Origin of the sequence: Streptomyces dangxiongensis (assembly GCF_003675325.1) — a bacterium.
GTDB classification, from domain to species: domain Bacteria; phylum Actinomycetota; class Actinomycetes; order Streptomycetales; family Streptomycetaceae; genus Streptomyces; species Streptomyces dangxiongensis.
This window is the reverse complement of sequence record NZ_CP033073.1, coordinates 5,351,753-5,368,672: the sequence shown is the minus strand read 5'-3', so window position 1 is coordinate 5,368,672 and position 16,920 is coordinate 5,351,753. Positions and strand designations below refer to the sequence as shown.

Here is a 16,920-nt window from a genome sequence, read left to right as displayed (position 1 = left end):
GCACGGAAGGCAGGATCATGCGAGAGCCCGTCATAGCCCTGCGCGGGGTGAGCGCCGAACTCGGCGCGCGTCCCGTCCTGCGGGGCATCGAACTCACCGTCGGCCGCGGCGAGGTGGTCGCGCTGCTCGGCGCGAACGGCTCCGGCAAGTCGACGGCGGTACGCACGGTCATCGGCCAGGTGCCGGTCAGCGGCGGCACCGTCGAACTGTTCGGCACCCCGCGCCGGTCCTTCCGCGACTGGGCGCGCGTCGGCTACGTGCCGCAGCGCACCACGGCCGCGGGCGGGGTCCCGGCGACCGTGACCGAGATCGTCTCCTCGGGCCGGCTTTCCCGCACCCGCTTCGGCGTCTTCCGCAGGGCCGACCGGCAGGCCGTGCACCGGGCCCTGGAGCTGGTCGGCATGGCGGACCGCGCCAAGGACCCCGTCGACGCCCTCTCCGGCGGCCAGCACCAGCGGGTGCTGATCGCCCGCGCCCTGGTCTGTGAACCCGAGCTGCTGATCATGGATGAGCCGATGGCGGGCGTCGACCTGGCCAGCCAGGAGGTGCTGGCACGGACGCTGCGGCAGCAGGTCGAGGCCGGTACGACGGTCCTGCTGGTCCTGCACGAACTGGGCCCGCTGGAGCCCCTGATCGACCGGGCGGTCGTCCTGCGGGACGGCTGCGTGCTGCACGACGGCCCGCCGCCCCGCGCGGTCGGCCAGCACGCGCTGCCCGGCCACGACCACGTACACCCGCACGCACCGGCGGGCACCGAACCGATCCGCACGGGACTGCTGAGCTGATGGAATTCCTGGACTACGCCTTCATGCAGCGGGCGCTGCTCGCGGCCGTGCTCGTCGGCATCACCGCGCCCGCGGTCGGCATCTACCTGGTCCAGCGCCGCCAGGCGCTGATGGGCGACGGCATCGGGCACGTGGCCATGACCGGTGTCGGCCTGGGCTTCCTGCTGTCCACGTCCCCGGTGTGGATGGCGACGGCGGTATCGGTGCTCGGCGCGGTGCTCATGGAACTGATCCGCTGGTACGGCAGGACCCGCGGCGACATCGCCCTGGCCATGCTGTTCTACGGCGGCATGGCCGGCGGCGTGATGCTGATCAACCTCGCGCCGGGCGGCTCCAACGCCAACCTGACCTCGTACCTGTTCGGCTCGCTGTCCACGGTGTCGCGGTCCGACGTGACCACGATCTGCGTCCTGGCCGCCTTCGTGCTGCTGGTCACCCTCGGCCTGCGCCGCCAACTGTTCGCGGTCAGCCAGGACGAGGAGTTCGCCCGGGTCACGGGCCTGCCGGTGCGCGCGCTGAACCTGCTGACGGCGGTCACCGCGGCGGTGACCGTCACGGTGGCCATGCGGGTCGTCGGCCTGCTGCTGGTGTCCGCGCTGATGGTGGTGCCCGTGGCCGCGGCGCAGCAGCTCAGCCGCAGCTTCACCGTCACGCTGGTGATCGCGGTGGCGATCGGGGTGGCCGTCACCGTCAGCGGCACGGTCACCTCCTTCTACCAGGACGTCCCGCCGGGCGCCACGATCGTCCTCCTGACCATCGCCGCGTTCGTCGCGCTGACCGCCCTGGCCGCCCCGCTGGCCCGGCGACGCGCCCGTGCGGCAGCCGCGGCCCAGCCCGCGGGTGACCCGGCGGAATGCTCGATTCCGGCCGCGCGGGGCGCCGGGGACCAGGTCGGCGCCTGACCACTGTCGGTGCGGGCTGGCACAATGGCCCGGCAGACGCCAGACGTGAGGAGGCAACCGGTGACCACCGCTGGACCGCCCGTTAAGGGCCGCGCGACCCGCCAGCGTGCAGCCGTGGCGGCGGCCCTGGACGAGGTCGACGAGTTCCGCAGCGCGCAGGAACTGCACGACATGCTCAAGCACAAGGGCGACTCGGTCGGGCTCACCACCGTCTACCGCACGCTCCAGAACCTCGCCGAGGCCGGCGAGGTCGACGTCCTGCGCACCTCCGACGGCGAGTCCGTCTACCGCCGCTGCTCCACCGGCGAGCACCACCACCACCTGGTCTGCCGCGCCTGCGGCAGGGCCGTGGAGGTGGAGGGCCCGGCGGTCGAGAAGTGGGCGGAGGCGATCGCCGCGGAACACGGGTACGTCAACGTGGCGCACACGGTGGAGATCTTCGGCACGTGCGCCGACTGCGCGGCGGGCTGAGCGGACTTCGACGGCCGCGAATCCGTCGCGGCCCGCCGCGGGTCCGCCGTGGCCGTTCGCGCGGTTCCCCGCGCCCCTTCGGGCCGCTCCCTCAGCCCCGGTCGAAGCAGCGCTCCAGTTCGTCCAGGTCGTAGAAGGCGCTGTTCCTGGCGACGGGACGGCAGCCGGCCTTGAACGCCGTCTCCTTCTCGTTGTAGAGCATGCGGACCAGGTAGCGGTCGCCCTTCTGGAACACGTCCCACTGGATGTTCGCGCCCAGCGGGGAGACCGAGGCGCCGCGCCACGGGTTGTCGGCGTACGTGTACGGCTGCCCCGGTGCCGCCGGCCGGGTGCTGCCCGGCAGGCCCATCAGCGCGGCCAGCGGGATGACCTCCTCGGCGTGGGTGAAGCGCAGCTCGGCCCCGAGGTCGCTGGTCCCGGCGCGCTTGGCCTCGACCTGCTTGAAGAGGTCGTCGAGCAGGACGCCGGCCATCTTGTAGGTGATGTCGCTGTCCGAGAAGCCGGGGCCCTTCTCGTAGAAGTCCTCGGCGTCACCGAGGTAGCCGAACCAGGCCGCGTCCGTACGGGAGATGTAGTGCTCCAGCCCCCAGCCCTCGCCGTCCGGGCTCTCCTCGCTCATCGCGGGGGCGATGGCGTACAGGTTGTAGACGGCCTGGGCGGCGCCGGCCGGGTCCTGGATCCGTGCGACGAAGGAATCCGTGAAGATCTTCCGCAGGACGCTGCGGGCGGCCTGCCGCGTGCGGTCCTGGCCGGTGATGCCGTTCAGGGTGTCCTTGAGGCGCTGGTCGCCGGCGATGTAGTCGCGGTAGGCCGCGCCGCCCGCCGCCTTGTGGAAGTACAGCAGGTCCTTGTCGGTGCGGGTCGGCCCGATCAGCGGCTTCAGCGCGGGGTCGGCGTCGGCGAGGGCGCCGGCGAAGACGTTTCCGCTGTCCACGGCCCGGCCCTGGCCGGAGCTGACGACGTCGATCTTCTCGCCGTCGCGGGCGATCTTCGCGAACAGGGACGGCAGCCGCTTCTGCATGCGGGCGGCGGTCTCCGCCAGCTCCTGCCGGCCGCGCCCGCTGAGGTTGCCGTAGCCGGTCTTCGCCATGGCGGCGAGCAGTACCCGCACCCGGGGCCCGAACTCCTCGCCCTCGCGGGTGAGTCGCCCCTCGGCCTCCGCCTTGTCCCACAGCGCGAGGATCAGGTCCCCGTCCTCGCTGTCGGTGGCCGCGCGCGAGCCGTGCCGGGAGACGTTCTCGGTGAGGACAGGAACGAAGCCGGCCGGGGGCTTCTGGTAGTCGCGCGGGTTCTGCTGGGGCGCATAGGGCGCCTTGGTGCCGTAGCTCTCGCGGTGTGCGGGGCCGTCGTCGGCGGCGTGCGCGGGCAGGGCGGTGAGCAGCAGGGCGCCGAGGGCGAGGACAGGGGTGAGGCGTCTCATGATCCGCATCCTCGGCGGCCCGTGTGAACTGCCGATGGCTAGGAGGTTGACCCGCCCTTCATGGCGGCTTCCATGGCGAGCAGGTCCTCGTTCGGGACGGCACCGCCGAAACGCCGGTCGCGGGAGGCGAACTCGACGCAGGCCCGCCACAGGTCACGGCGGTCGAAGTCGGGCCACAGCACGTCCTGGAAGACCATCTCGGCGTACGCGCTCTGCCAGAGCAGGTAGTTGGAGGTGCGCTGCTCGCCGCTCGGACGCAGGAACAGGTCGACGTCCGGCATGTCCGGGTAGTACAGGTACTTCTGGATGGTCTTCTCGTTGACCTTGGCCGGGTCCAGCCGGCCGGCCTTCACGTCCTCGGCGAGGGCCTTCGCCGCGTCGGCCAGCTCGGCCCGGCCGCCGTAGTTCATGCAGAAGTACAGGGTGAGCAGGTCGTTGTCCTTGGTCTGCTCCTGGGCGATCTGGAGTTCCTTGGCGACCGACTTCCACAGCCTGGGCATCCGGCCCACCCAGCGCACCCGGATGCCGAGCGAGTCGAGCTGGTCGCGGGTGCGGCGGATGAAGTCGCGGTTGAAGTTCATCAGGAAGCGGACCTCGTCGGGCGACCGCTTCCAGTTCTCGGTGGAGAAGGCGTACAGGGAGATGTTGCGCACACCGACCTCGATGGAGCCCTGGAGCACGTCCAGCACCCGCTCGGCGCCGACCTTGTGCCCCTCGGTCCGCGGCAGTCCGCGCTCCTTCGCCCACCGCCCGTTGCCGTCCATCACGATCGCGACGTGCTCCGGGACCAGCTCGGCCGGGAGCTTCGGCGGGCGGGCACCGGACGGATGCGGCTCCGGCGCCGTGTACTCGCGCCGCTGGCGCCCCAGGAACCCGCGTACGACCATGTGCTTCTCGTCTCCTCGACCGTGGACTACTTCTCTACGTACCGCAGGGAGCGCAGCCCGCGCTCCAGATGCCAGTGCAGGTAGGCGGACACCAGTCCGCTGCCCTCGCGGACGTACCGCGCCTCGCACGCGTCCGCCGTCTCCCAGTCTCCCGTAAGCAGCGCGCCCAGCAGAATCAGGGTCTGCGGGGACGGTACGACGCTGCCGGGCATCCGGCAGTCGACGCAGACGGAGCCGCCGGAGGCCACGGAGAAGAACCGGTTCGGGCCGGGCATGCCGCACCGCGCGCAGTCGCCGAAGCTGGGCGCGTACCCGTTGACGGCGAGGGACCGCAGCAGGAAGGCGTCGAGGACGAGATGGGGGGCGTGCTCGCCCCGGGCGAGGGTCCGCAGGGCCCCGACCAGCAGCAGGTACTGCTGCACGGCCGGCTCCCCCTCGTGGTCCGTGAACCGCTCGGCGGTCTCCAGCATGGCGGTGCCCGCCGTGTACCGCGCGTAGTCGGTGACGATGCCCCCGCCGTACGGCGCGATCGTCTCGCTCTGGGTGCACAGCGGCAGCCCGCGCCCGACCAGCTCGCTGCCGCGCGCGAAGAACTGCACGTCCACGTGGGAGAACGGCTCCAGCCGGGCCCCGAACTTCGACTTCGTGCGCCGCACCCCGCGCGCCACCGCGCGCACGCGCCCGTGACCGCGGGTGAGCAGGGTGATGATCCGGTCCGCCTCACCCAGCTTCTGGGTGCGCAGCACGATGCCGTCGTCGCGGAACAGACTCATGCCCCCATTCTCGCCCATGCGGCGGACGGCCCGAGGACACCGGGCCTTTCCCGCCGCCTAGCGGAACCACTCGGGGCGACGCCGGCGCAGGTCGTCCATCGCGGGCAGGAAGGCTCGGAGTGCCTCCCTTACGGGCGCCATGGAGGACTCGTCGAACTCCAGGGTGCGGTGTCCGAAGGTGACGCGCGTGATGAAGCGAAGACTCTCGTCCGAGAATCCTCCCTGGTCCGTGACGGTGACCGTGCGGACCGTTTTGGGCAAGGTGGCGAGGGACACGTCTTCGAGCGCGGAGTGGGGAATCCTCATCAAGGCCGAGGAGCTCAGACACAGGTGGGTGTCCGTGCAGGTCATCGCCCCCTTCTCGGCGTAGCCGATCAGGCGCTCCGCTCCAAGGGCACCGCATCTCTCCCTCAGCCGGCTGCCTCCGGGGTCGCCGTCGGGCAGGACGGTGATGCCCTGACGTGCCAGGAGCAGACGCAGGGCATCGACGAACTCCGTGGGGTCCGCGCGTTGTCGCTCGATGTGGGCGTCGACCTGCCGCATGTCGTACCCCCAGAACCACCTGCCCGACACGGTGCGGAAGTGGGGTGACAGGGCCCGCCACCCGAGGCGGGGATCCCCCACGGTCGCGAGGACGCCGTTCAACTCCCGCTTGACCGCACCGATCCGGTATCCGCCGCCCTGGACGGTGTCGAACGGGAACTCCGCGGAGAGGGCGGCCGGACGGGGTGCCGGGCCCGTCCCGGCGTGCGGGACGGGCCGGGGCGGTGCGTCCTGTGGGCCCTCGTGAGCGCGGTTGCGGACCCAGGACTCCTCCCCCGCGGCGTTGTGGTCGGCGCACTGGGGCCGCGGATACTTCAGTGTCCGGAGACGGTCCCCGGCCTCCTTCGCGATCCGGTCGAAGGACAGCGTCGGACCTGCCCCGGCGATCCCGTGCTCCAGGACGTCGATCAGGGCACCGGTGAAGTAGGGGTAGCCGCGGGGCGGCGAGAACGAGAGTTCCGTCCTCGACGTGGAGGTCATGATCCAGCTTGCGAAGCCGCTGTCCTCCGGGCTGCCGCCCTCCCCCGCGTCCGGCTCCTTCACCAGGTGGCCCAGAGCGGTGGCGGAGTCGCCCATCGGGATGGCCAGGCCGCTGTAGCAGCAGTCGAGGAGCGTGACGCGGCGGCGTGCATCACGTCCGGCCCGTCTGGCGAGGCCGAGCAGCAACGGATACGGAAGCGCCCCGATCTCCACGTCGTCCCGGTCGGCGTCGGCCAGCGCCAGGTGCAACTGATCACTGTGGTGCTCGCGCCGTCCGTGCCCCGCGAAGTAGACGAGGAAAGTGTCGGTCGTCGCCCGCCCGGCCCTGCGCACCGCCTTGAGGATGTCGTCCGCCGAGGCCCGGGCGCCGAAGACGGTGACGTTGCGCCGGGGCAGGCCCCAGACCTCGCGGTCGCACAGCAGCTCGGCCAGTTTGCTGACGCCGGCTTCCACACCGGGCAGGGGTTCGAGCTGCCGGTAGTCGTGTACGCCGATGAGCACGGCGTGGCTGCGTTCCGGGTCAGGCAGTGGCACGGCCGGGCGTCCCCTCGTCCGGCGCCGGCAGGAGGCCGAGCGCCCGCGCCACGCGCGCGGCGTCCTCCGGCGTCTCCTCGTCGATGAGGTAGCGCTTCCCGCCGCACTCCACCACCAGTCGCGCGGACGCCTCCTCGCGCCGGGGCAGCGCGGCGCGGAAGGCAACGAACAGCCCGATCAGGCCGGTCAGGAACGAACCGGAGTCGACGGCCAGGCTGATCCAGTCCGTCGCGCCCGGTGACATCGCGCCGCCACGGGGCGGGACGCTCACCCGGCGCACGACGACCGACCGGCCCAGCCGGCGGTCCTCGGTGATCCAGTCGGCGAAGGACTCCGTCCATCCCTCGGTGTCACTCCGCTCGTCACCCACGCCCTCGCCGTACGGATGGATGCGCGCGACTCTGACCCGTAACTCCATGTGCGAGGCCCCCTCTTGGCCAGAAAACGTCCGCGATCGCCTCAGAGTAGAGCGGACCCGGCGCCCATGTCTGGAAATCTGGCGTGATGGAGTGACTGCCCGGTCAGGGAGGTCTAGAGCGCCTCTCCGCGGCTGCGCGCGTTGGCGTACGCGGTGGCCGCGCTCAGTCGCTCGGCGAGGGTCGCCCCGCGCAGCGCCTCCGGCTCGGCGTCCCACTCCCGGCCCCCGCCGTAGGGCCTCACCTGCACGTACGGCCCCTCGTGCCCCATGACGATGCCGACCCGGCCGGTGCGGGTGTCGACCACATGACTGCCGGCGGGAGGCATCACCGCGTCACCCCCGGGGACGCCGTCAGAGCCGCCGTGAGACTCCGCGCCGTCTCCACCGAACAGCGCCCCAGTTCCACCAGCGGGCAGGGCGCCTCCCTCGCGAGACTCACCGGGTCGAGTCCCAGCGACGGGAGAACGACTCCGGCCTTCTCCAGCGCCGACCGCAATTCCCGCAACGTCTCCTCCGCCTCTTCGACAGCCCTCACTGTGCTTCCCTGCCTTTCCGTGTTTCACGCTTCGTGCATCCAGGGTGACGCTCCGCGCCTACACTCGGCAATCGCCCGCGCCCTACAAGCGCGCGGCAGGTGAAGGGGGTTGGCCGTGGCCAATGGTTCACGTCAGGCGGTCTGGGAGTTCTTCGGCGCCGAGCTGAAGAGGCGCCGGGAGGACGCGGGAATCACCCAGGTGGAACTGGGGGCCCGGGTCTTCGTCTCCGGCGCCTACATCGGACAGTTCGAGCAGGCCATTCGAAAACCCCAGCTCGACATCACCCAGCGAATCGACGAGGTCCTGCAAACCGACGGTATTTTCGAGCGGCTGTGCCGCAAGCTCATCGACGACCGGCGGTACGCGGAGTACTTCGCCGAGGTCGTGGAGCTGGAGCGGGTGGCCACGAGGATCTGCGAGTTCGCACCGACCGCGGTGCCGGGACTGTTGCAGACCAGGGCGTACGCGGAGGCGGTGACCATCGCGGCCAATCCGTTCGTCACCGACGAGTACGTCGAGGAGATCGTCGGCGCCCGCCTGGAACGCGGACACATCCTGAAGGACGCCACCCGGCCGGAGTACTGGGTGATCCTGCACGAAAACGCGCTGCGTGTTCCGGTGGGTGGGCCTGCCGTGATGGCCGAGCAACTGGAGCACATCACGACACTGGCACACGACCGGAAGGTTCTGATGACGGTGCTCCCGTGCGCGGAGGGAGCACACGCGTACATGACCGGCACGCTGAAGCTCATGGAGTTCGAAGACGCTCCGCCAACCGCTTATACAGAGACGGAGTTTTCGGGGAACCTGCTGGATCACCCGGCAGTGGTGAAGCACGCACAGCGCGCCTACGATCTGCTGAGGGCCGCCGCGCTGTCGCCGAGGGCGTCCCTGCCCCTGGTCGAGTCGGCGGCGGAGGACTTCAGACGATGCGCGAGTACGACCTGAGCAACGCCCGCTGGAGCAGGAGCAGTCACAGCAACGGCCAGGGCGGCGACTGCGTCGAGGTCGGCCACGACTTCCCCGGTGCCGCCTGGCGCAAGAGCAGCTACAGCAACGGTGAGGGCGGCAGTTGCGTCGAGGTGGCCGACGGCGTCCCCGGTGTCGTGCCCGTCCGGGACAGCAAGGTGTCCGACGGGGCCGTGCTGGTGGTCGGGGCCCCGGCCTGGGCGGAGTTCGTCGGCGCCCTGACGGCCTGAGCGCACCCACTCACCAGCCCAGTTGCCGGACGGGTCCGTCATTGGCCCGACCTCTGGCGGCTGGGCCATTCGTGTGTGCCGTCTTGACCGACCCCACAGCCCCTCCTATGGTCGCGCTACCGACCGGACGTAGGACGTAGGACGTCGTATCTCCCACCCCTCCCCACCGACTTGCTGGAGGACCCGTGCGCGACGACGTGATTCCCGACGTGCCGGCGCCGCGCCGCCGGTCGTTCCTGAGGGGCGCCGGGGCGCTGGGGGCGGGCGCCGCGCTGGCCGCCTGCTCCGGCGGCCCGCAGTCCACGAACGACACCGGGCACGGGGGCGGCGGCAAGGAGCGGACGCTGACCGCCGTGATCGGGTACGGCAACGACGGCAGTTGGGACCCGACGCAGACCGCGTCGGCGTTCGCGATGGCCGCCAACAACCACATCTACGAAGGGCTGCTGGACACCGACCCGATCACCCGGGTGCCGTATCCGGCGCTGGCCACCGGGGTGCCGAAGGATCCGGGTGCCACCCGCTGGCGGTTCACCCTGCGGCCGGGCGCCACCTTCCACGACGGCAGGCCCGTCACCGCCGACGACGTCGTGTTCGTCTTCGACCGGATCCTGGACCCGGACACCCAGACCCTCGCCAAGGGGTTCTTCGCCGGCTGGCTGGACGGCGTGAAGAAGATCGACGCGCGCACGGTCGAGCTGGTGCTCAGGTTCCCGTTCCCGGACGGGCTCGCCCGGCTCACCCTCGCCAAGGTCATGCCGAAGCACGTCTTCTCCCGGCCCGGTGCCTGGGACGAGGCGGTCAGAGGGCTGGCCGTCGGCTCGGGGCCGTACCGGCAGACCGCGCACCACCCGAAGTCCAACACCACCTTCGAGGCGTTCGCCGCCTACAACGGCCCCCGCAAGCCGGCCTTCAAGCGCATGAACTGGCTCACCATCGTGGACGCGGCCTCGCGCGTCGCGAAGATCTCGGGGACCGACGCCGGCGCGCAGATCGCCGACAACGTCCCCTACGCCAACATCCCGCGCCTGGAGCAGGGCGGGCTGAAGGTCGCGGGCGGCGCCGGGATGAACAACCTGTTCCTGATGTTCAACACCCGGCACAAGCCCTTCGACGACGTGCGGGTCCGCCAGGCACTGCACTACGCCGTCGACAGCGAGAAGATGGTGCGGGTGGCGCTCAAGGGGCACGGGAAACCCGCGACGTCCTTCCTCGACGAGGGCAACCCCGGCTACCGGCCGGCCGGGACCGTCTACGGCCACGACCCGGCGAAGGCGAAGGCGCTGCTGAAGGCCGCCGGGGTGCAGAACCTCAAGGTCGAGATCCTCGCCGTCAACGTGAGCTGGATCGTCGACTGCCTGCCGACCGTCAAGGCCTCCTGGGACGCCATCGGCGTGGAGACCACCCTCGCCCCGCAGGAGACCACGGCCGTCTTCACCAAGATGGACCAGAAGCGGGACTACCAGGTCGTCGCCGCCGCCTCCAACCCCAACCAGTTCGGGCTCGACGCGGACCTGATCATGCACTACAACTACGGGCCCGAGAACCTGTGGATGCGCTACACCCGGTGGGCCGACGACCCCGTCGCCCGGCGGCTGTTCAAGGACATGGAGCGGGCGACCCGGGAACCCGACCCCGCGAAGAAGAAGACCATGGTCCAGGACTACATCGACGTGATCGCCGAACAGGCCGTGCTGTACCCGGTGGTGCACAACGAGCTGATGACGGCCTGGGACCCGCGCAGGCTCACCGGGATACGGGCCCAGCCGTACCCGGGCGTCAACCTTCTGCGCGCGCGATGGACCTGACGGCATGACAGCCGTCGTACGCATCCTGCTCCGCCGGGTCGTCCTGCTCGTACCGCTGCTCCTCGGCATCGTGCTGTTCGTCTTCCTGGTGATGCGGTTCTCGGACGCCGACCCCGCGTCCGCGTTCTTCCAGGGCGCCAATCCGACCCCCCGGCAACTGCACGACTTCCGCGAACGCAACGGCCTGCTGGACCCGCTGCCCGTGCGCTACGTCCACTTCGTCGGCGACCTGCTCCACGGCGACCTCGGCACCAGCGCCCTCACCCGCGCCCCGGTGGCCGACCAGGTCGCCACCGCGCTGCCGCTCACCCTCCAGCTCACCTTCCTCGGTCTCACGCTCGCGGTCGTGGCGGCACTGGCGGGCGGGGTCACCGCGGCCGTGTACCGGGACCGGGTGCCGGACCAGGTCATCCGGGTCGTCTCGCTGGTGGGGGTGGCGGCGCCGGGATTCTGGCTGGCACTGCTGATGATCCAGTACCTGGCCGTCGACCGGGGCTGGTTCCCGACCGGCGGCTACGTCAACCCCGCCGACTCCGTCACCGGCTGGCTGCGGACCATGACCCTGCCCGCCGTCGCACTGTCCCTGCCGGTGGCCGCGCAACTGACCCGGATCGTGCGGACCTCGGTCGTGGAGGAGCTGGACAAGGACTACGTGCGCACCGCGATCGGCAGCGGACTGCCGCCCCGGGTGGTGGTCGGCCGGAACGTCCTCAGGAATGCCCTGGTCAATCCGCTGACCGTGCTGGGGCTGCGCGTCGGCTACCTCCTCGGCGGCGCCGTCGTCATCGAGACGATCTTCTCGCTGCCCGGCATGGGCAAGCTGATGATCGACGCCGTGCAGAACGGTGACCCGGCCGTCGTGCAGGGGGTCGTCCTGACCACCGCCACCGGGTTCGTGGTCGTCAACCTCGTCATCGACCTCCTGTACCTGCTGGTCAACCCACGTATGAGGGCGGGCTGATGATCACGCGCGCGCGTCTCACCGAGCGGCTCCCCCGGCCCGGCGTCCGGCCGCGCGGCCCGCGCCGGCTGCCGCTGTCGTCGAAGGCGGCCGTCTGCTTCCTGGCCCTGGTCGTCCTGGTCGCCGTACTCGCCCCGCTGCTCGCCCCGGACGACCCGCTGGACCAGCAGGACCCGGCCGGCGGCACCGGGCAGCCGTCCGCCGCGCACTGGATGGGCCAGGACAGCCTGGGCCGGGACATCCTGAGCCGGCTGATGTACGGCGCCCGGTGGTCCCTCGCGATCGGGCTCGGCGCCACCGGGCTCGCCCTGGTCGCCGGGGCACTGCTCGGGGCGCTCGCCGCGACCTCCCGCCGATCCGTCGACGAGACGCTGATGCGCTGCCTCGACGTGGTGATGGCGTTCCCCGGCATCGCTCTCGCGGCCGTGCTCGTCGCCGTGTTCGGCGGCGGGATCGGCGTGCTGATCTGCGCCCTGGCCTTCCTGTTCACCCCGCCGGTGGCCCGCGTCGTCCGGGCCAACGTCCTGGACCAGTACGGCGAGGACTACGTCACCGCCGAACGGGTCATCGGCGCCCGCACCCCGCACATCGTGCTGCGGCACGTGGCCGTCAACTGTGCCGCCCCGGTGCTGGTGTTCTGCACCGTCCAGGTCGCCGAGGCCATCGTGTTCGAGGCGTCGCTGTCCTTCATCGGCGCCGGAGTACGGCCCCCCGACCCGTCCTGGGGCAGTGTCATCGCCGACGGCAAGAACATGGTGCTGACCGGCGGCTGGTGGGCCACCGTCTTCCCCGGGCTGCTGATCCTGCTGACCGTGCTGTCGCTGAACATCCTGTCCGAGGGCGTCTCCGACGCCTGGGCCGCGCCCGCGCCGCGCGAGGTGGCGGCGCCGGCGGACCGGCTGGAGACACCCGAGCCCGGCAGCGGCGAGGTGCTTCCGCTGCCCGGACTGACCGAGGCCGCCCGGCGGCTGCGCTCCCGGGCCCGGCCGCTGCCCTCCCGGGACGGGCAGCCGGTGCTCGCCGTGGAGAACCTCGCCATCGGCTTCCCCGGCCGGCACCGGGGCGTGGACATCGTGGCCGGCGTCGGCTTCGAGGTGTATCCCGGCGAGGTGCTGGGCCTGGTGGGCGAGTCGGGGTGCGGGAAGTCGCTGACCGCGCTCACCGTCATGGGCCTCCAACCGGAGGGGGCGCGGGTGCGGGGCCAGGTGCGGTTCCGGCAGCGGGACCTGCTCGCCGAACCGGCGCGGGCCCGGCGGCGGCTGCTCGGCCACGAGATGGCCATGGTCCACCAGGACGCCCTGTCCGCGCTGAACCCCGCCATGACCGTCCGCGCCCAGCTCCGGCAGCTCGTCCGGCGCGGGGGCCGCCGCAGCCCGCGCGAACTGCTGACACTGGTCGGTCTCGATCCGGAGCGCACCCTGCGCAGCTACCCGCACGAACTGTCCGGCGGGCAGCGCCAGCGCGTCCTCATCGCCATGGCCCTCTCCCGCGACCCGTCCCTGATCGTCGCCGACGAACCCACGACGGCCCTGGACGTCACCGTGCAGGCCCAGATCATGGAGCTGCTGCTGCGGCTGCGCGGGGAACTGGGCTTCGCGCTGCTCCTGGTCTCCCACGACCTCGCGCTCGTCGCCGACGTCACCGACCGGGTGGTGGTGATGTACGGCGGGCAGATCGTGGAGAGCGGGGTGACCTCCGACCTGGTGGCCGCGCCGGCCCACCACTACACGCGCGGCCTGCTCGCCGGTGTGCTGTCGCTGGAGTCCGCCGAGGAACGGCTGGCACAGATCAAGGGGGTCGTACCGGCCCCCGCCGGCTTCCCCCCGGGCTGCCGGTTCGCCGACCGCTGCCCGCTCGCCGACGAGGTGTGCCGCACGGCCGCCCCGGTCCTCGCGGGCATCCCCGCGCACACGGCCGCCTGCCACCACCCGGCGGTGGACCTGACGTCGGCACGGAACGAGGAGGCCCGCCCGTGACCGCTGTCGTCGAGGTACGGGACGCGCACGTCGTCCACCGGGCGCGCAGCGGCGGCCTGTTCCGGCGCGACCGGGTGTACGCGCTGACCGGCGCCACCCTGCGCGTCGGCGCCGGTGAGACGGTCGGCGTGGTCGGCGAGTCGGGATGCGGGAAGTCGACGCTGGCCAAGGTGCTGGTGGGCATCGAGCGGCCCGCGCGCGGAACGGTGACGTTCCGGGGCCGGGACCTGTGGACGATGCCGCCCGCCGAACGCCGGGCCACGGTCGGCGCGGGCGTCGGCATGGTCTTCCAGGACCCGTCGACGGCCCTGAACCGCCGGCTGACCGTCCGCCGGGTCCTGCGCGACCCGCTGGACGTCCACGCCCGCGGCACCCGGACCGAACGGGAGGACCGGGTACGGGAGCTGATGGCCCTGGTCGGCCTGCCCTGGGCCCTCGCCGACGCCGTGCCCGGGCAGCTTTCCGGCGGGCAGCGCCAGCGCGTCGCGATCGCCCGCGCGCTGGCCCTGGACCCCGCCCTGCTCGTCGCCGACGAACCGACCAGCGCCCTGGACGTCTCGGTCCGCGCGCAGATCCTCAACCTGCTGCTCGACCTGAGGGAACGCCTCGGCCTCGCCATGGTGTTCGTCTCCCACGACATCCAGACGGTGCGGCGGATGAGCGACCGGGTGATCACCATGTACCTCGGCCGGATCGTGGAGGAGACCCCGGCCGGCCGCGTCACCGACGCCGCCCGGCACCCGTACACCCGCGCCCTGTTCTCGGCCACGCCCGGCCTGCTGGACCCCGTCGAACCGATCCCGCTGACCGGGCCCGTGCCGTCGGCGACCCGGCCGCCGAGCGGCTGCCCGTTCCGCACCCGCTGCTGGAAGGCGGACGCGGTGTGCGCCGAGGCCATGCCGGACTTCTCGGCCGCGTCGCGGCCGGGACACCGCTACCGCTGTCACCATCCTGTGGAGGAGGACCAGCCGACCCGCGACCCCGCTCGCCAGGAGCCCCGATGACCTTCCCCGCCCCGCTCACCGGTGTCGTCCCGCCCGTCTGCACGCCCCTGACACCGGAGCGCGAGGTGGACGTGCCCTCGCTGCTGCGCCTGGTCGGCCATCTGGTGGAGGGCGGGGTGCACGCGCTGTTCCTGCTCGGCTCCACGTCGGAGGCGGCCTTCCTGACGGACGCGCAGCGCAGCCAGGTGGTGTCGGCCGTGACGGCCCACGTGGCCGGTCAGCTCCCCGTCCTCGCGGGTGCCATCGACATGACCACCCCGCGGGTGCTCGAACACGTGGCGGCGGTCACCGCGGCCGGCGCGCGGGCCGTCGTCGTCACCGCGCCGTTCTACGCCCGCACCCACCCCGCGGAGATCGTCCACCACTACCGCCGGATCGCCGCCGCCAGCCCCGTCCCGGTCATCGCCTACGACATCCCCTCCGCCGTGCACGCCAAGCTCCCCGCCGACCTGGTGCTGGGGCTCGCCGGGGACGGGGTGCTGGCCGGGGTCAAGGACTCCAGCGGGGACCTGGCGGCCTTCCGGGAGGTCGTCACCGGCGCCCGCGCCCACCCCGGGTTCAGCGTGCTGACCGGCTCCGAGCTGATCACCGACTCGGCGCTCGCTCTGGGCGCCGACGGGGCGGTGCCGGGGCTGGCCAACGTCGACCCGCACGGCTACGTCCGGCTGTACCGGCTGTGCCGGGCCGGTGACACGGACGGTGCGCGGGCCGAACAGGAGCGGCTGTGCGCACTGTTCGGGCTGACCGGGGTCGGGGACCCGGCGCGGATGGGCGGCAGCTCGTCCGCGCTGGGCGCGTTCAAGGCGGCACTGCATCTGCGGGGCGTCATCGACTGCCCGGTGACGGCCGAACCGCAGGTGCCGCTGTCCGGCGCGGAGGTCGAGAGGGTCGGCAGGTTCCTGACGGCGGCCGGGCTGCTCGGCCCCTGCTCTCAGGGCAGCGGGAGCCTGCGGAACTCAAGCGACTCGTACGGGCGCTGACCGCCGGTCTCGTACAGGATGCCGACCGTGCCGGGGCCGAGCTGGGTGAGGTCGGAGTAGGCGGCCGGGCGGTCCGAGAGGGTGAGCAGCCGGGTGAAGGTGCGGCCGGCGTCCGTACTGGACCACAGGGCCAGGGCGCGGCGGGCGGTCGGCACGGAGGGCGCGGAGAACAGCAGCGGGGCGCCGGGGGCGTGGGGCCGCAGGACGCTGCCCTGGACCACCGGGACGTCGTTCAGGGCCGGCTGGACGGCGTAAGGGCGGTCCAGGGTGCGCCCGCCGTCGGACGAGTAGCTGTCGAGGCGGTTGCCGGGGGCGGTGCCGCCCTGGTCGCGGGAGCTGAGGTACAGGCGGCCGTCGGCCAGCTCGGCGGCGGCGGTCTCGTCGGCGTCGGTCACGCCGTCGTAGCCGTCGTCCACGAAGCCCAGGTGCCAGGTGCGGCCGGAGTCGTCACTGTAGAGGGCGTGGCCGCCGTGGTAGCGGGGCTCCTGGCCGGTGTCGCGGGAACCGGCGGGCGGGGCGGCGGAGTGGTTGGCGGGAACCAGCAGGCGGCCGGCTCGCGGACCGTGGGTGAGGGCGACGGCGTGGCCGGGGCCGGTGGCGTACCAGCGCCAGTCCGGGCGCGTCACCCCGGCCGTGATGTCCCGGGGGGCCGTGAAGCTCCGGCCGTCGTCCCGGCTGCGCTGCGTGAACACCCGGCGGCCCCGCTCCGGGGAGACCTCACCGCGCATGATCTGCGCCTGGGTGACGGCCCCGCTGTTGCCGCAGGTCACCAGGACGACCTCGCCGGTGCGCGGGTCGATGACGGGCGCCGGGTTGCCACGGGTGTCACCCCGCCCGGCGGTCACGACCGCCGGCGGGCCCCAGGTGCAGCCGCCGTCGGTGGAGCGGCGCAGGACGACGTCGATGTCCCCGGTGTCCCCCACGCCGTCCCGCCGTCCCTCGGCGAAGGCCAGGACGGTGCCCTGCCGGGTGACGACGACCGCGGGGATCCGGTAGGCGGCGTAGCCGCCCTGCCCGGAGACGTAGGGCACGGAGGAGACACAACCGAGGGGAGAGGCGTGCGCGGGCACCGGCACGGTGCACAGTCCGAGCAGGCCCAGCCCGACGAGAAACCGGCGGCACAGTGTGATCACCCCCTGATCCTCGCCGCATCCACCGCCCCACCCCTACTCCACCGGGGCCGAACGAACGACGCCGGCCCGGGTGCCGGGCGGTCGGGGTGGGGGGCAGGCAGGCGGGGCCA

General features: G+C 72.3%; 18 protein-coding genes. 10 read left to right on the top strand and 8 right to left on the bottom strand.

What is annotated here, in order from left to right; translation table 11 throughout:
• Window positions 1-17: 17 nt before the first annotated feature.
• Genes D9753_RS24170 through D9753_RS24160 form a run of 3 tightly spaced genes read left to right on the top strand, consistent with a single transcriptional unit; the run spans window position 18 to window position 2,158 of the window.
• Complete coding sequence (locus tag D9753_RS24170; RefSeq protein ID WP_163010776.1) at window positions 18-785, top strand: metal ABC transporter ATP-binding protein; 768 nt, start codon at window positions 18-20, stop codon at window positions 783-785.
• The gene (locus D9753_RS24165; RefSeq protein ID WP_121788904.1) at window positions 785-1,687 is read left to right on the top strand and encodes a metal ABC transporter permease; all 903 of its coding nucleotides are present in this window, start codon (window positions 785-787) and stop codon (window positions 1,685-1,687) included. The genes D9753_RS24170 and D9753_RS24165 overlap by 1 nt, the downstream gene beginning before the upstream one ends.
• Window positions 1,688-1,747: 60 nt before the next feature.
• Window positions 1,748-2,158 carry a Fur family transcriptional regulator gene (locus D9753_RS24160; protein WP_121788903.1) on the top strand — a complete coding sequence of 137 codons (411 nt, stop codon included), beginning with the start codon at window positions 1,748-1,750 and terminating at the stop codon, window positions 2,156-2,158.
• 91 nt (window positions 2,159-2,249) lie between these two features.
• Here the strand turns inward: D9753_RS24160 and D9753_RS24155 are convergent, their stop codons facing one another.
• The 7 genes from D9753_RS24155 to D9753_RS24130 all read right to left on the bottom strand — a co-directional run bounded on the left by D9753_RS24155 (window position 2,250) and on the right by D9753_RS24130 (window position 7,748).
• Complete coding sequence (locus tag D9753_RS24155) at window positions 2,250-3,578, bottom strand: histidine-type phosphatase (protein WP_121788902.1); 1,329 nt, start codon at window positions 3,576-3,578, stop codon at window positions 2,250-2,252.
• Between the two features lie 38 nt (window positions 3,579-3,616).
• A complete protein-coding gene (locus D9753_RS24150; protein WP_121788901.1) occupies window positions 3,617-4,465 on the bottom strand; it encodes an isoprenyl transferase in 849 nt (282 codons plus the stop codon).
• Window positions 4,466-4,491: 26 nt separating this feature from the next.
• A complete protein-coding gene (gene recO, locus D9753_RS24145; protein ID WP_121788900.1) occupies window positions 4,492-5,238 on the bottom strand; it encodes a DNA repair protein RecO in 747 nt (248 codons plus the stop codon).
• A gap of 57 nt (window positions 5,239-5,295) precedes the next feature.
• Complete coding sequence (locus D9753_RS24140; RefSeq protein WP_163010775.1) at window positions 5,296-6,795, bottom strand: caspase family protein; 1,500 nt, start codon at window positions 6,793-6,795, stop codon at window positions 5,296-5,298.
• On the bottom strand, window positions 6,782-7,213 hold the full coding sequence (locus tag D9753_RS36665; RefSeq protein ID WP_163010774.1) for an effector-associated constant component EACC1: 432 nt from the start codon (window positions 7,211-7,213) through the stop codon (window positions 6,782-6,784). Before D9753_RS36665 ends, D9753_RS24140 begins: the two co-directional genes overlap by 14 nt.
• Before the next feature lie 113 nt (window positions 7,214-7,326).
• Window positions 7,327-7,542: a hypothetical protein gene (locus D9753_RS24135; protein WP_163010773.1), complete on the bottom strand. Its 216-nt coding sequence runs from the start codon at window positions 7,540-7,542 to the stop codon at window positions 7,327-7,329.
• Window positions 7,539-7,748 carry a hypothetical protein gene (locus D9753_RS24130; RefSeq protein ID WP_121788897.1) on the bottom strand — a complete coding sequence of 70 codons (210 nt, stop codon included), beginning with the start codon at window positions 7,746-7,748 and terminating at the stop codon, window positions 7,539-7,541. The genes D9753_RS24135 and D9753_RS24130 overlap by 4 nt, the downstream gene beginning before the upstream one ends.
• Before the next feature lie 115 nt (window positions 7,749-7,863).
• Here D9753_RS24130 and D9753_RS24125 point away from each other — a divergent pair, with 115 nt between their 5' ends.
• From D9753_RS24125 to D9753_RS24095, 7 genes are all read left to right on the top strand, one after another.
• The gene (locus D9753_RS24125; protein WP_121791252.1) at window positions 7,864-8,697 is read left to right on the top strand and encodes a helix-turn-helix domain-containing protein; all 834 of its coding nucleotides are present in this window, start codon (window positions 7,864-7,866) and stop codon (window positions 8,695-8,697) included.
• Window positions 8,679-8,948: a DUF397 domain-containing protein gene (locus D9753_RS24120; protein ID WP_121788896.1), complete on the top strand. Its 270-nt coding sequence runs from the start codon at window positions 8,679-8,681 to the stop codon at window positions 8,946-8,948. Before D9753_RS24125 ends, D9753_RS24120 begins: the two co-directional genes overlap by 19 nt.
• A 185-nt stretch (window positions 8,949-9,133) precedes the next feature.
• Window positions 9,134-10,756 (top strand): ABC transporter substrate-binding protein, encoded by a 1,623-nt coding sequence (locus D9753_RS24115; RefSeq protein ID WP_121788895.1) that lies wholly within the window; start codon window positions 9,134-9,136, stop codon window positions 10,754-10,756.
• 4 nt (window positions 10,757-10,760) lie between these two features.
• Entirely contained in the window at window positions 10,761-11,717 is a 957-nt protein-coding gene (locus D9753_RS24110; protein ID WP_121788894.1) for an ABC transporter permease, read from the top strand.
• On the top strand, window positions 11,717-13,693 hold the full coding sequence (locus D9753_RS24105) for a dipeptide/oligopeptide/nickel ABC transporter permease/ATP-binding protein (protein ID WP_121788893.1): 1,977 nt from the start codon (window positions 11,717-11,719) through the stop codon (window positions 13,691-13,693). Before D9753_RS24110 ends, D9753_RS24105 begins: the two co-directional genes overlap by 1 nt.
• A complete protein-coding gene (locus tag D9753_RS24100) occupies window positions 13,690-14,697 on the top strand; it encodes an oligopeptide/dipeptide ABC transporter ATP-binding protein (RefSeq protein WP_121788892.1) in 1,008 nt (335 codons plus the stop codon). The genes D9753_RS24105 and D9753_RS24100 overlap by 4 nt, the downstream gene beginning before the upstream one ends.
• Window positions 14,694-15,677, top strand: coding sequence for a dihydrodipicolinate synthase family protein (locus D9753_RS24095; protein ID WP_121788891.1), 984 nt, complete (start codon window positions 14,694-14,696; stop codon window positions 15,675-15,677). The genes D9753_RS24100 and D9753_RS24095 overlap by 4 nt, the downstream gene beginning before the upstream one ends.
• Here D9753_RS24095 and D9753_RS24090 read toward each other — a convergent pair.
• A complete protein-coding gene (locus D9753_RS24090) occupies window positions 15,629-16,810 on the bottom strand; it encodes a sialidase family protein (protein WP_121788890.1) in 1,182 nt (393 codons plus the stop codon). The genes D9753_RS24095 and D9753_RS24090 overlap by 49 nt on opposite strands.
• Window positions 16,811-16,920: the final 110 nt, after the last annotated feature.